6 protein-coding genes and 1 tRNA gene are annotated in these 14,915 nt (G+C 68.9%); 6 read left to right on the top strand and 1 reads right to left on the bottom strand.

Annotation, left to right across the window (positions count from 1 at the left end; all coding sequences use genetic code 11):
• Nucleotides 1-87 precede the first annotated feature (87 nt).
• Together N4G66_RS36385 and N4G66_RS36380 are read left to right on the top strand one after the other, a co-directional pair.
• The gene (locus N4G66_RS36385; RefSeq protein WP_261708581.1) at nucleotides 88-765 is read left to right on the top strand and encodes a DegT/DnrJ/EryC1/StrS family aminotransferase; all 678 of its coding nucleotides are present in this window, start codon (nucleotides 88-90) and stop codon (nucleotides 763-765) included.
• Nucleotides 766-905: 140 nt separating this feature from the next.
• Nucleotides 906-978, top strand: a tRNA-Thr gene (locus N4G66_RS36380).
• Between the two features lie 99 nt (nucleotides 979-1,077).
• Here N4G66_RS36380 and N4G66_RS36375 read toward each other — a convergent pair.
• The gene (locus N4G66_RS36375; RefSeq protein WP_261708580.1) at nucleotides 1,078-3,825 is read right to left on the bottom strand and encodes a SpoIIE family protein phosphatase; all 2,748 of its coding nucleotides are present in this window, start codon (nucleotides 3,823-3,825) and stop codon (nucleotides 1,078-1,080) included.
• Nucleotides 3,826-4,220: 395 nt separating this feature from the next.
• Between N4G66_RS36375 and N4G66_RS36370 the strand changes: the two genes are divergently transcribed.
• The 4 genes from N4G66_RS36370 to N4G66_RS36355 all read left to right on the top strand — a co-directional run bounded on the left by N4G66_RS36370 (nucleotide 4,221) and on the right by N4G66_RS36355 (nucleotide 14,832).
• Nucleotides 4,221-9,716 (top strand): HAMP domain-containing protein, encoded by a 5,496-nt coding sequence (locus N4G66_RS36370; protein ID WP_261708579.1) that lies wholly within the window; start codon nucleotides 4,221-4,223, stop codon nucleotides 9,714-9,716.
• A gap of 325 nt (nucleotides 9,717-10,041) precedes the next feature.
• Nucleotides 10,042-10,728, top strand: a complete 687-nt coding sequence (locus tag N4G66_RS36365; RefSeq protein ID WP_261708578.1) for a response regulator — start codon at nucleotides 10,042-10,044, stop codon at nucleotides 10,726-10,728.
• 173 nt (nucleotides 10,729-10,901) lie between these two features.
• A complete protein-coding gene (locus N4G66_RS36360) occupies nucleotides 10,902-13,640 on the top strand; it encodes a DNA translocase FtsK (RefSeq protein ID WP_261708577.1) in 2,739 nt (912 codons plus the stop codon).
• Between the two features lie 334 nt (nucleotides 13,641-13,974).
• Nucleotides 13,975-14,832: a helix-turn-helix domain-containing protein gene (locus tag N4G66_RS36355; RefSeq protein WP_261708576.1), complete on the top strand. Its 858-nt coding sequence runs from the start codon at nucleotides 13,975-13,977 to the stop codon at nucleotides 14,830-14,832.
• The last annotated feature ends 83 nt before the right edge of the window (nucleotides 14,833-14,915 follow it).

Here is a 14,915-nt window from a genome sequence, read left to right as displayed (position 1 = left end):
AGCTGGTCCCCGAACTTCGGTTCGGGGACCAGCTCTTTTTTATTTTACGTTACTTTGCGTTCACGTTGCGCGACCAATATCCGCAGCATGGGTACTGCAGCAATGCTCAGAGCCGCGGGCGTCGGAGCCGGTGACGAGGTCATCGTTCCGGCCTTCGGGAACGTGGAGGTCGCCGACGCCGTGGCCCAGGCCGGCGCCACGGTCGTCTTCGCCGACATAGACCCGGCGACGTATTGCCTCGACCCTCAGGGGATCGAGGCCGTCATGACTCCCCTGACGGCGGCGCTCGTTGTCGTGCACCGCTTCGGGCGGACGGCCGACATGGTTCGGCTGCGGGAACTGGGACAGCGGCATGAGCTGCTGGTGCTTGAGCAGGGCGAGTCCGAGGCGCCGTACGACGAGATCGCTCAGCGCAGGGAGCGGGCCGCTTACCTCGACGGCCGGCTGAGCGGAGTGCGGACACCGGTCAGCGGCGACGGACACACGTATCAGCAGTACGTCGTACGGGTGCCCGGCAACGGGCGTCCGGACCGGGACGCCTTCGCACGAGCCGTGCGGGCCAGGGGAGTCGAGTGCCGGGTGCCCGTGAAGACGCCGGTGCACCGCTTGCCCGGGTTCCGGAGGGACGTACAGCTTCCCGAGACCGAGCGGGCCGCCGACGAGACTCTTTCGCTGCCTGTGGACGGGGCGTTGACGAAGCGGGAGATGCAGCGGATCGTTGCCGCGTGCAACGCGCTCGGCGGACTGCTGCAACCGGCCTTCTGATCCCGGCCTTCTGATCCCGGCCGTCCGATCCCGGCGTTCTGGTCCGGCGTTCTGATGCGGGCCGGACTGGTTGGGAGCACGGTTCAGTTCGGGGTATGATCTATTCCGTTGCCACGAGGGAAACCTCGAAAAGGCGACAGGCCCCCCTAGCTCAGTCGGCAGAGCGTCTCCATGGTAAGGAGAAGGTCAACGGTTCGATTCCGTTGGGGGGCTCAGACAGAAAAGGCCTCCGCCCTTGTGGGCGGGGGCCTTTCGCATGTCCTGGGCCGACGGGGCCCTCACTCCGCAGGGTCTCAGCCCGCCCGTGGGGCCTCAGTCCGTCTGAAGGCCCGGGACGCGCATCGCCAGAATCGCCATGTCGTCCGACGGGGCGTCGGAGGCGAAGCGTTCGACCGCGCGCATGATGCGCGCGGCGACGGCGCCGGCCGTCAGCCCCGTGCATGTGGTGAGGACGTCGGCGAGGCCGTCGTCGCCGAGCATGCGGGTGCCCTCGCGGCGTTCCGTGACGCCGTCCGTGACGCAGAGCAGGACATCGCCCGGATCCAGCGTGACCGTCTGCTCGTACAGCTCCAGGTCCTCCATGACGCCGAGGAGCGGCTGCGGTTCGGCGGCCGGTTCGACCGTTCCGTCCTGGCGCAGGCGCAGCGGGAGCGGGTGTCCTGCGCAGACGACCTTCAGGACGGCGCTGCCGTCCTCCTGGGGCCACAACTCGCCGTAGAGCAGGGTGAGGAAGCGGCTGCGGGCGCCCTCGTCGAGGATCGCGGAGTTCAGCCGCTCCAGGACCGCGGGGCCGCCGTAGCCCTCGCGGGCCAGCAGGCGCAGGGCGTGCCGGGCCAGGCCGGTGACCGCCGCCGCCTCCGGGCCCGTACCGCAGACGTCGCCGATGGCGAAGCCGTACGCGCCGTCGCGGATCGGGAAGAGGTCGTAGAAGTCGCCGCCGACTTCGTTGCCCTCGCCGGCCGCGCGGTAGATGACCTCGACCTCGACGCCCTCGATGTGCGGGAGTTCCGGAGGGAGGAGGCTGCGCTGGAGGGACTGGCTGATGGCCGTGCGCTCCGAGTACAGGCGGGCGTTGTCCAGTGCGAGGGCCGCTCGTCGGGAGAGGTCCTCGGCCAACTCCAGGATCTCCTGGCGGAAATGCTCGTCCGACGGCTTGCCGAGGGTCAGCATGCCGATCACGCGGTTGCGGGCCACCAGGGGGAGGACGACGGTCTCGCCGCCGACCGCCGCGGCCGTCGCCAGCGTCGTGCCGATACCGGAGGCCACCGACGCCTGCTCGCCGAGGCCCAGGCTGCGCATGGAGGTCCGCAGGGCGGCCTCGTGGGCCGCCGCGGCCGGGGCCGACCAGATGCGGGCGCCCGGGGTGGGTACCGGGTCCGGCGGGGCGATCTTCGAGAGCAACGCCTTGAGGCCGTCGATGCGTTCCTCGTCCTCGTGCAGGACGTACGAGAGGTAGGGCTCGGAGGCCTGGTCGGCGATCGTGTAGACGGCGCACCAGGTGGCCAGGGTCGGGACCGTCATCTGGGCCATGAGGGCGAGCGTCTGGTCGCGGTCCAGGGTGCCGGCGAGCAGGTCGGAGGCCTCGACGAGGAAGGACAGCGAGCCGCGGCGGAGGCGTTCCAGCTCGCCGAGCCGGGCCGACTCCACCGCCAGGGCGATGCGGTCGGCGGCGAACTGGAGGCGCAGGGCCTCTTCGTTGGAGTAGCGGCCGGGTGATTCGGCCGCGACGCCGAGGGAGCCGGTGAGACGGCCCTCGACCTTCAGCGGGACCGTGACGACCGAGCGCATGCCGGTGCCGCCGAGGAGCGGCACGGCGCCGGGGACGACCGTCAGGTCCTCGTGGACGGCGGGCATCCGGGCCGAGCCGTAGCGGCCGGGGCCCGCCTCGACGGGGACGCGGGCGAAGCGCTGGCGCGCGGAGGGCAGGCCCGTGGAGGCGCGTACCTCCAACTCGGTTTCGTCGTCGGTGGCGAGGAGCAGGAAGGCGGAGTCGCCGTCGAGCATGTCGCGGGCGCGTTCCACCGTGCGCTGGAGCAGGCCGTCGAGGTCGTCCGGGGCCGGTGATCCGATGAAGACCTCGAACGGATCGATGGCCTGGCCCTCGGCGTGGGTGCCCGAATCGGAGGCGGGCCCGCGCAACGGGGTCTGCAGGACGGCGCGTTCGTGGTCACGTACGAGGAGGCAGACGGTGGAGGGCTCGCCGCTCGTGTCGCGGACCCGCAGGTGTGAGGCGTACACCGGTGTGACGCGGCCGTCGGCGCAGCGGACGCCGTAAGTGCCTTCCCAGCGCGAGAGTTGGAGGGCCTCGACGATGCCGGTGCTGGTGCCGGGAGTGTGCGGCCAGGCCGCGAAGTCGGTGAGCGGTTTGCCGGTGACCTGCTCGGCCGCGTAGCCGAAGAGCTCCTCGGAGTCCTCGTTCCAGGCGTTGATGGCGCCCGTCCGGTCGATCTGGACGACTGCCACGCGCACGCGGCCGTCGGCCAGCGGGAGGAGGTGGGCGGGGAGCGATGGACCGGCGGCGCGGGTGCCGACCGCGCGCTCGGGGAGGTCCAGCTGGAACCAGACCTGCTTGTGGGTGGGCGTGTAGTCGACGCCCCAGCGGCTGGCGAGGGCCGCGCACAGCTGGAGGCCGCGGCCGCCTTCGCGGTCGGGACTGCCCATGCTGACGGCCGTCGCCTGGAGTGGGATCTCGCGTTCCGGGTAGTGGTCCGCCACCTCGATGCGCACACCGTCGTCGCTGCGCAGACACAGAACGTCGGCGGAGGTGCCCGCGTGCACGACGGCATTGGTGACCAGTTCGCTGGTCAGAACGACGGCGTCGTCGACGATGTCGGCGAAGCCCCAGCCCTGGAGCGTGTCCCGGACGAACGAGCGGGCGGTCGCGACGGACCGTCCCACGGGCTCGAAACTGGCGGCCGCGCGCGCGGTGATCACAGAACTCCTTGTCCGGTTGTCGGCATGCGGGATTCCGTGGCCGACCCGCTCCTGCGTGGGCAGAGCGTGGTTCCCTGTCGGCCGGGGATCCTGAGGCGTACCTCCAGGATGCAGTCCGGTGGTCATGGTGCGGTGCCCCTCCGATGCCTGCCTGCTGCCCGCTCGTACTCGTGCCACCGCCCAGGCCGGACGGGACCGGCACGGCTGGACAGCCGCATGCAAGGTTACTTACCTTCGCAGCCCCCGCGGATGCCGGTCACGAGTGTTTCCGTCTGGAAGAGTCCGGTGTTTCCGTTCCGGTAGGTGTATGTGGTTGCCTCCGGCCAGGGCCGGAGTTCCGTCCCGAGGGTGTGCGGACGATGTGCGAAGCTGCCGAACTGTTATGGCCTGGTTCAGCCGGGGTGAAACACTGGGCAGGCTCCAGGAGAAGGTCCGGGCAGGTCGAATGCCTCCTCTGCAGCACGAGCAGAAGTACCCGAGTACGCCGAGCAGTATTGGTCGACCCTTGCGGGAGGGACACAGTGGAGTCTGGCGCAGCGACGCGGGGCGGTAGGACGCGCGCGAAAGGCGGACAGTCCCTGAACAGCGGGCGCACACCGCGCACCGGCACCACCGAGGTGGACACGGCGGCCCTGAACCGGTTGCTGGCCGCCCTGCTGTCGATGCGGGACGGCAACTTCCGTAAGCGGCTCACCGTTTCCGGTGACGGGGTGATGTCCGAGGTCGCGGCGGTCTTCAACGAGGTCGCCGACCGCAATCTGCATCTGACGGGTGAGCTGTCGCGAGTACGGCGCGTGGTGGGCCGTGAGGGAAAGCTCACGGAGCGGCTGGAGACGGGTGCCGGCGAAGGCGCCTGGGCGGCCGCGATCGACGCGTCGAACGCGCTGGTGGACGATCTCGTACGGCCTGTCTCCGAGGTCGGCCGGGTACTGTCCGCTGTCGCGGAGGGCGATCTGTCGCCGCGTATGGACCTGCGCGCGCAGGCCGCGGACGGCAACGGGCATCCGCTGCGCGGTGAGTTCCTGAAGGTCGGGCGGACCGTCAACAATCTGGTCGACCAGTTGTCGACGTTCACCGACGAGGTCACGCGGGTGGCCAGTGAGGTGGGTACCGAGGGCAAACTGGGCGGACAGGCCCGGGTGCGCGGTATGTCCGGTTCGTGGAAGGACCTCACGGACTCGGTCAACACGATGGCGTACCGGCTCACCGCTCAGGTGCGTGACATCGCTCTCGTGACGACGGCCGTCGCCAAGGGTGACCTGTCGCGGAAGGTCACGGTTCACGTGGCCGGCGAGATGCTGGAGCTGAAGAACACCGTCAACACGATGGTGGACCAACTGTCCTCGTTCTCCTCCGAGGTGACGCGCGTCGCCCGTGAGGTGGGTACCGAGGGCGAACTGGGCGGACAGGCGCAGGTGCCCGGTGTGGCCGGCGTGTGGAAGGACCTCACCGATTCGGTGAACCTGATGGCCGGCAACCTCACGGCCCAGGTGCGCGGGATCGCGCAGGTGACCACGGCGGTCGCGAGCGGTGACCTGTCGCAGAAGGTGACCGTCTCCGCGCGCGGCGAGGTCGCGCAGCTCGCCGAGACGATCAACCAGATGACCGAGACACTGCGGACGTTCGCCGACGAGGTCACCCGTGTCGCCAACGAGGTCGGTGGCGAGGGCCGGCTCGGCGGTCAGGCGAACGTGCCGGGAGCGGCGGGAACGTGGAAGGACCTCACGGACTCGGTCAACACGGTCTTCCGGAACCTCACGACCCAGGTGCGTGACATCGCCGCCGTGACGACCGCGGTGGCCAACGGTGATCTGTCGCAGAAGGTCAGCGTCCAGGTCGCCGGTGAGATGCTGGAGCTGAAGAACACCGTCAACACGATGGTCGACCAGCTGTCGTCGTTCGGTGTCGAGGTCACGCGGGTCGCGCGTGAGGTCGGCGTCGAGGGTGAACTGGGCGGCCAGGCCCAGGTTCCGGGGGTGGCCGGTACCTGGAAGGACCTCACGGACTCCGTCAACACGGCGTTCCAGAACCTGACGGGCCAGGTGCGCAACATCGCCCAGGTGACCACGGCGGTCGCCAACGGTGATCTGTCGCAGAAGGTCACCGTGGATGTCTCCGGCGAGATGCTCCAGCTGAAGAACACCGTGAACACGATGGTGGACCAGCTGTCGAGCTTCGCGGACCAGGTGACGCGGATGGCCCGTGACGTGGGTACGGAGGGCCGCCTCGGCGGTCAGGCCCGCGTGGACGGCGTGTCCGGCACCTGGAAGGAACTCACCGACTCCGTCAACTTCATGGCGGGGAACCTGACTTCACAGGTGCGGCAGATCGCCCAGGTGACCACGGCGGTGGCGCGCGGTGATCTGTCGCAGAAGATCGACGTGGACGCGCGCGGCGAGATCCTGGAGCTGAAGAACACCATCAACACGATGGTGGACCAGCTCTCCGCGTTCGCCGACCAGGTGACGCGGGTGGCCCGTGACGTGGGTACGGAGGGCCGCCTCGGCGGTCAGGCGCAGGTGCCCGGCGTCGCCGGTGTGTGGCGGGATCTGACCGACTCGGTGAACGGCATGGCCGGCAACCTCACCGCGCAGGTGCGCAACATCGCGCAGGTCGCGACGGCGGTGGCGCGCGGTGATCTGTCGCAGAAGATCGACGTGGACGCGCGCGGCGAGATCCTGGAGCTGAAGAACACCCTCAACACGATGGTGGACCAGCTCTCGAACTTCGCCGAGCAGGTGACGCGGGTGGCCCGCGAGGTGGGCACGGAGGGCATCCTCGGCGGGCAGGCCGAGGTGCAGGGTGTCTCCGGCACCTGGAAGGACCTCACCCAGTCCGTGAACTTCATGGCCAACAACCTGACCATCCAGGTGCGCAACATCGCCGAGGTCACGACCGCGGTCGCCAAGGGCGACCTGTCGAAGAAGATCACCGTCGACGCCAAGGGCGAGATCCTCGAACTGGTCACCACCGTCAACACGATGGTGGACCAGCTGTCCAACTTCGCCGAGCAGGTGACGCGGGTGGCCCGCGAGGTGGGTACCGAGGGCAACCTGGGCGGTCAGGCGCGGGTGCCGGGTGTCACGGGCATCTGGAAGGACCTGAGCGACAACGTCAACGTGATGGCCAACAACCTGACCAACCAGGTGCGGAACATCTCGCAGGTCGCGACGGCGGTGGCCAACGGCGACCTCACCAAGAAGGTCACGGTCGAGGCGAGCGGCGAGGTCGCCCAGCTCGCCGACACTGTCAACACCATGGTGAAGACGCTGAGTTCGTTCGCCGACCAGGTGACGCGGGTGGCCCGCGAGGTGGGTACGGACGGCATCCTCGGCGGCCAGGCGCGCGTACCGGGCGTGTCCGGCACGTGGAAGGACCTCACCGAGTCGGTGAACGGGATGGCGTCCAACCTGACCGGTCAGGTGCGCAACATCGCGATGGTCACCACGGCCATCGCCAAGGGCGATCTGACCAAGAAGATCGACATCGACGCGCGCGGCGAGATCCTGGAGCTCAAGACCACCATCAACACGATGGTCGACCAGCTGTCGTCCTTCGCGGAGGAGGTCACGCGAGTCGCCCGCGAGGTGGGCACGGAGGGGCAGTTGGGCGGTCAGGCGCGCGTCCGCGACGTCGACGGCACCTGGCGCGACCTCACCGAGTCGGTGAACGAGATGGCCGGGAACCTGACCCGGCAGGTGCGTGCCATCGCCCGCGTGGCGACCGCGGTGACCCGCGGCGACCTGAACCTGAAGATCGACGTGGACGCCTCCGGCGAGATCCAGGAACTTCAGGACTACATCAACAAGATGATCGCCAACCTGCGCGACACCACCATCGCGAACAAGGAACAGGACTGGCTGAAGGGCAACCTCGCCCGCATCTCCGCGCTGATGCAGGGGCGCCGCGACCTCGACGACGTGGCCTCGCTGATCATGAGCGAGCTGACCCCGGTCGTCTCGGCCCAGCACGGCGCGTTCTTCCTCTCGATGCCGCTGGTCGACGGCAAGGACGCGGGCAGCGAGGACGAGGAGGCGTACGAGCTGCGCATGCTCGGGTCGTACGGCTACTCGATGGGTTCCATGCCGACGTCGTTCCGGCCCGGTGAGGCGCTGATCGGCACAGCCGCGCAGGAGAAGCGCACGATCCTCGTGGAGAACGCGCCGAGCGGCTATCTGAAGATCTCCTCCGGGCTCGGCGAGGCACCTCCGGCGCAGGTCATCGTGCTTCCGGTGCTCTTCGAGGGGACCGTGCTCGGTGTCATCGAGCTGGCGTCCTTCACGCCCTTCACGCAGATCCAGAAGGACTTCCTGAACCAGATCGCCGAGATGATCGCGACGAGCGTCAACACCATCTCCGTCAACACCAAGACGGAGGTACTGCTCCGGCAGTCGCAGGAGCTCACCGAGCAACTGCGGGAGCGTTCGGCGGAGTTGGAGAACCGGCAGAAGGCCCTCCAGGACTCGAACGCGGAACTGGAGGAGAAGGCCGAGCTGCTGGCCCAGCAGAACCGTGACATCGAGGTCAAGAACACCGAGATCGAGGAAGCCAGGCAGGTCCTGGAGGAGCGCGCCGAACAGCTCGCGGTCTCCATGCGCTACAAGAGCGAGTTCCTGGCGAACATGTCTCACGAGCTGCGGACTCCGCTCAACTCCCTGCTGATCCTGGCCAAGCTGCTCGCCGACAACGCGGACACGAATCTCACCCCGAAGCAGGTCGAGTTCGCCGAGACGATCCACGGCGCGGGCTCCGATCTGCTCCAGCTGATCAACGACATCCTCGACCTGTCGAAGGTCGAGGCGGGCAAGATGGACGTGTCGCCGACCCGTATCGCGCTCGTCCAGCTCGTCGACTACGTGGAGGCCACGTTCCGTCCGCTGACCGCGGAGAAGGGGCTCGACTTCTCCGTACGGGTCTCGCCGGAGCTGCCCGCCACGCTGCACACCGACGAGCAGCGCCTTCTCCAGGTGCTGCGCAACCTGCTCTCCAACGCGGTGAAGTTCACCGATTCCGGAGCCGTCGAGCTGGTGATCCGGCCCGCCGGGACGGATGTGCCGGTGGCCATCCGGGAACAACTGCTGGAGTCGGGGTCGCTGAGGGACGCGGACGCCGATCTGATCGCGTTCTCCGTGACGGACACCGGTATCGGGATCGCGGCCAGCAAGATGCGGGTGATCTTCGAGGCGTTCAAGCAGGCGGACGGCACGACGAGCCGCAAGTACGGCGGTACGGGTCTCGGGCTCTCCATCTCGCGGGAGATCGCGCGGCTGCTGGGCGGCGAGATCTACGCCCAGAGCGAGCCGGGACGCGGCTCCACGTTCACGCTGTATCTGCCGCTGCACCCGAGCGAACTGCCGCCGCAGGGCTACGGGCAGCTCGCGCCGACGCTGGAGGCGGGGGAGCTGCTGGCCTCCGAGGCCGAACTGCACGACATCGGGATGCCGGCCGAGGTGAAGTCGTACCAGGACGCCCAGAACGGACCCGCCGCACTGTTCAGGAGGCGCCGCAGGGCGCTGCCGACGGCCGAGCAGAGCACCGCCGTCCCCGGGCAGCCGGACGGTGCCGCGGGCGCCGCTCAGGAGCCGTGGACGGCCGCGGGCCGGCAGGACGCGGGACCGCAGCAGGGCCGGGGCATTCGCTTCGAGGGCGAGAAGGTGCTGATCGTCGACGACGACATCCGCAATGTCTTCGCGCTGACCAGCGTCCTTGAGCAGCACGGCCTTTCGGTGCTGTACGCGGAGAACGGCCGCGAGGGCATCGAAGTCCTGGAGCAGCACGACGATGTGACGGTCGTTCTGATGGACATCATGATGCCCGAGATGGACGGCTATGCCACGACCACGGCGATCCGGCGGATGCCGCAGTTCGCGGGACTGCCGATCATCGCGCTCACGGCGAAGGCCATGAAGGGCGACCGGGAGAAGGCGATCGAGTCGGGCGCCTCCGACTATGTGACCAAGCCGGTCGATCCCGATCATCTGCTGTCCGTGATGGCGCAGTGGATGCGTGAGGGGTGACAGACTCGTATGCGGTGACGCGTGGCCGTCACCTGCTGTTGGGTACCGGGACACCGTGCGGCACGGCGGCCCGGCGTCGGATGACTGAGTGTGCCCGAAGTCGTGTAGAAGCACGGGATACGGGGAACCTTCTGGTCCCCTGCCGCGTTTCTGCTACGTGCACAGTGACATCGCGGTGACAGGGTGTGGCGACAGGCGGGGTGCAGCTACCATGACCGGCACAAGGACGGGCGGCGCAAGGGAGTCGTCCCCTGGGGCGGCGCCCGGTGCCTCCCCAAGTCCTGCGGACAGGGGAGGCCCCATGCCGGGGCGAGGAGGGCGGGCCATGGTGCAGAAGGCCAAGATCCTCCTGGTCGATGACCGGCCGGAGAATCTGTTGGCGCTGGAGGCGATCCTCTCCGCGCTCGATCAGACACTGGTACGGGCATCGTCCGGGGAGGAAGCGCTCAAAGCGCTGCTCACGGACGACTTCGCGGTCATTCTGCTGGACGTTCAGATGCCGGGCATGGACGGATTCGAAACCGCCGCGCACATCAAGCGGCGGGAGCGGACCCGGGACATTCCGATCATCTTCCTCACCGCGATCAACCACGGCCCGCACCACACCTTCCGGGGGTACGCGGCCGGTGCGGTGGACTACATCTCCAAGCCCTTCGACCCGTGGGTGCTGCGCGCGAAGGTCTCGGTGTTCGTCGAGCTCTACATGAAGAACTGCCAACTCCGTGAACAGGCGGCCCTGTTGCGGCTGCAGTTGGAGGGCGGCGGCGGCAAGGCATCGCTCGGCGAGGCCAAGGAGCCCGCCGGACTCCTCGCCGAACTCTCGGCGAGGCTCGCTGCCGTAGAGGAGCAGGCGGAGGCGCTGTCCAAGCAGCTCGACGACGACTCCGCGGACGCGGCGGCGGTGGCGACCGCGGCGCATCTCGAACGCAAACTCACCGGACTGCGCAGGGCGCTGGACGCACTGGAGCCGGGTACGGGGAGCGGGGCACCCTCGGTGCCGTCGCAGAACTGAAGCCCGCCCGGACGCGTCCGGGCGCCAGGGGAACGACGTGAGGAAGCGTCAGTTCCGCTCCTGGCAAGGGCGACACGATCGGGTGAAGCTGGGAATCCCCCCTGTTCGAGCGAAGTCGAGAACTTGGGGGAGGCACACGTGTCGCTGTCGTCTCCACCGGTAACCTCACACCCATGGCCTCACGTCAGTCCGCAGCCAAGAAGCCGCCCGCGAAGAAGGCGGCCGCTCCGACGAAGGCTCCGGCGAAGAAGGCCGCAGTGAAAAAGGCAGCCGCCGGCAAGGCGCCCGCCAAGAGGGCCGCGGCGAAGAAGCCCGCACCCGCGCCGGCGCCCAACCCGACCGCGGGCGTGTACAAACTCGTACGCGCCCTGTGGCTGGGCATCGCACATGCCGTCGGAGCCACCTTCCGCGGGATAGGGCGGGGCGCGAAGGGGCTCGACCCGGCGCACCGCAAGGACGGACTCGCGCTCCTGCTGCTCGGGCTGGGGCTGATCGTCGCGGCGGGTACCTGGTCCAATCTGCGCGGCCCTGTCGGCGACCTCGTCGAGATGCTGGTCACCGGTGCCTTCGGCCGCCTCGACCTCCTCGTCCCCATACTGCTCGCCGTCATCGCGGCCCGGCTCATCCGGCATCCCGAGCAGCCCGAGGCGAACGGCCGCATCGTGATCGGTCTGTCGGCGCTCGTGATCGGCGTGCTCGGGCAGGTGCACATCGCGTGCGGGTCGCCCGCGCGCAGCGACGGGATGCAGGCGATAAGGGACGCCGGCGGCCTCATCGGCTGGGGGGCGTCCACCCCGCTGACGTACACGATGGGTGACGTCCTCGCCGTACCGCTCCTCGTGCTGCTCACGGTCTTCGGGTTGCTGGTCGTCACGGCGACCCCGGTCAACGCGATTCCACAGCGGCTGCGGCTGCTCGGCCAGAAGCTCGGCATCGTCCAGGCCGACTTCGACGAGGGCGCGTTCGCCGAGGACGAGGAGCGCTACGACGAGCGGTGGCGCGACGGGCTTCAGGCGGGCTCCCGCAGGCGCCCGCGCGCGCCCGAGGCGTACGACCCCGACAGTGCCGAACAGGAGGCGCTCACCAGGCGCCGGAGCCGCCCCCGGCGGCCCGGCGCGCAGCAGCCCGACATGAACCGGCCGATGGACGCCGTGGACGTCGCCGCGGCCGCTGCCGCGGCGCTGGACGGCGCCGTGCTGCACGGCATGCCGCCCTCGCCCCTGGTCGCCGACCTGACGCACGGCGTCAGCGTGGAGCGTGACGGGTACGAGGAGACCACGCCGGTACCGGCCGCCCGCGCCAAGGTCGTGCCGGGCGCCAAGCGGCCCCGGCAGGAGGCCCTGCCGGTCGAGTCCGTCGTGCCCGACCTCACCAAGGCCGCGCCCGACGCCCCGCGCGAGCTGCCCCCGCGCGCGGAGCAGCTCCAGCTCTCCGGGGACATCACCTACTCGCTGCCCTCGCTCGATCTCCTGGAGCGCGGCGGCCCCGGCAAGACACGCAGCGCCGCCAACGACGCGGTGGTCGCCTCCCTGCAGAACGTCTTCAGGGAGTTCAAGGTCGACGCCGCCGTCACCGGCTTCACCCGCGGGCCGACGGTCACCCGCTACGAGGTCGAGCTGGGCCCCGCCGTGAAGGTCGAGCGGATCACGGCGCTCACGAAGAACATCGCGTACGCGGTCGCCAGCCCCGACGTGCGGATCATCAGCCCGATCCCCGGCAAGTCCGCGGTCGGCATCGAGATCCCCAACACCGACCGCGAGATGGTCAACCTCGGTGACGTGCTGCGCCTCGCGGACGCGGCGGAGGACGACCATCCGATGCTGGTCGCGCTCGGCAAGGACGTCGAGGGCGGCTATGTGATGGCCAACCTGGCGAATATGCCGCACGTCCTCGTCGCGGGAGCCACCGGTTCCGGCAAGTCGTCGTGCATCAACTGCCTGATCACCTCGGTGATGGTCCGGGCGACCCCCGAGGATGTGCGGATGGTCCTCGTGGACCCCAAGCGCGTCGAGCTGACCGCGTACGAGGGCATCCCGCACCTGATCACGCCGATCATCACCAACCCGAAGCGGGCCGCCGAGGCACTGCAGTGGGTCGTACGGGAGATGGACCTGCGCTACGACGACCTCGCGGCGTTCGGGTTCCGGCACATCGACGACTTCAACGAGGCCATCAGGAACGGCAAGGTCAAGCTGCCCGAGGGCAGTGAGCGCGAGCTGACCCCGTACCCGTACCTCCTGGTGATCGTCGACGAGCTCGCCGACCTGATGATGGTCGCTCCGCGCGACGTCGAGGACTCGATCGTGCGCATCACCCAGCTCGCGCGCGCGGCCGGCATCCATCTGGTGCTCGCCACGCAGCGGCCGTCCGTCGATGTCGTCACCGGTCTGATCAAGGCGAACGTGCCCTCCCGGCTCGCCTTCGCGACCTCCTCGCTCGCGGACTCGCGGGTCATCCTCGACCAGCCCGGCGCCGAGAAGCTCATCGGCAAGGGCGACGGACTCTTCCTGCCGATGGGGGCCAACAAGCCCACGCGCATGCAGGGCGCCTTCGTCACCGAGGGCGAGGTCGCGGCGATCGTGCAGCACTGCAAGGATCAGATGGCGCCCGTCTTCCGGGACGACGTCACCGTGGGCACCAAGCAGAAGAAGGAGATCGACGAGGACATCGGCGACGACCTCGACCTGCTGTGCGCGGCCGCCGAACTGGTCGTCACCTCGCAGTTCGGGTCCACCTCGATGCTCCAGCGCAAGCTGCGCGTCGGTTTCGCCAAGGCCGGCCGGCTGATGGACCTCATGGAGTCGCGCGGGATCGTCGGGCCCAGTGAGGGTTCCAAGGCGCGTGACGTTCTCGTGAAGGCCGACGAGCTGGATGGGGTGTTGGCCGTGATGCGCGGGGAAGCAGAAGCGTAGAGCCCTCGGCGAGGGGGGACGGGACAGCCGGCAACGGCGCGGTGAGCGCGCGGCGGTCGCTCAGGGAGCGGCGGGCCTGTCGGGCGGATGGCGGAACGTCATGTTCCGTACCCGGCTGATATGTGAATGTGACTCACCCGTAAGGAGTCGGTGGGCAACTGTTTCGCCTTGTCGCACGTCAAGTTGAGCGAAGGGACGCCACCATGTCCCTATATCAGGATGACCGGCCATTCTGATGGCGTACAAAGTCCCACCGCCCGGTTGCCCCACCCTTTCGTACCCCCCCTAGACTGAACTTCCAGCACAGGTGGCTACACGCTCGAAAGGCGCCCCCGTGTCCATCGTCAACTCACCTGACGGCAACTCCCCCGAAGACGAGCGTCCGTTCGAAGACGACCCTACGGCCGAGCGGCCCTCGATCGGACGTGCCCTTCAGCAGGCACGCATCGAGGCCGGTCTGACCGTCGACGACGTCAGTAACGCCACCCGCGTCCGTATCACCATCATTCACGCCATCGAACAGAACGACTTCGCCCCCTGTGGTGGCGACGTCTACGCGCGCGGGCACATCCGGACCCTGGCCCGCGCCGTCCGGCTCGATCCGGCCCCGCTGCTCACGCAGTACGACGCCGACCACGGCGGACGTCCCGCGCCGACGCCCGCCGCCCCGCTCTTCGAGGCGGAACGCATCCGCCCCGAGCGCCGCGGACCGAACTGGACGGCCGCCATGGTCGCCGCGATCGTCGCGGTGATCGGCTTCGTCGGGTTCACCATGGTCAAGGGCGGCGGCAACGGCGACGACTCGAAGACTCAGGTCGCCGAGGGGTCCACGCCGATCACCAAGAAGTCCGCCGCGCCGTCCACGCCGGCCACCAAGCCCGCCGACCCGAAGCCCGAGCCGTCCGACAGCGCCATCGCGGCCGCCCCGCAGGACAAGGTGACCGTGCAGGTCAGCGCCGCGGACGGACGCAGCTGGATCTCCGCCAAGGACCACAACGGGCGGATGCTCTTCGACGGGCTGCTGAAGCAGGGCGAGTCCAAGACCTTCCAGGACAGCTCCAAGATCAACCTCATCCTCGGTGACGCCGGCGCCATCCAGCTGTTCGTCAACGGCAAGAAGATCGAGGATCAGTTCCAGCCGGGCGCGGTCGAGCGTCTGACGTACACGAAGGGCGACCCGCAGGTCGGATAGGGGTCCCGGAAAGTACGCCGTCGACAGGGTCGGCCAAGATCGGCCAACCCCGTCGACGTGGGCTGTCGGTGAGACAAAGTAGT

Source organism: Streptomyces rhizosphaerihabitans (assembly GCF_025399795.1).
Classification (GTDB): domain Bacteria; phylum Actinomycetota; class Actinomycetes; order Streptomycetales; family Streptomycetaceae; genus Streptomyces; species Streptomyces rhizosphaerihabitans.
Note: the sequence above shows the minus strand (reverse complement) of the source record. Positions and strands in the feature narration are given on the sequence as shown.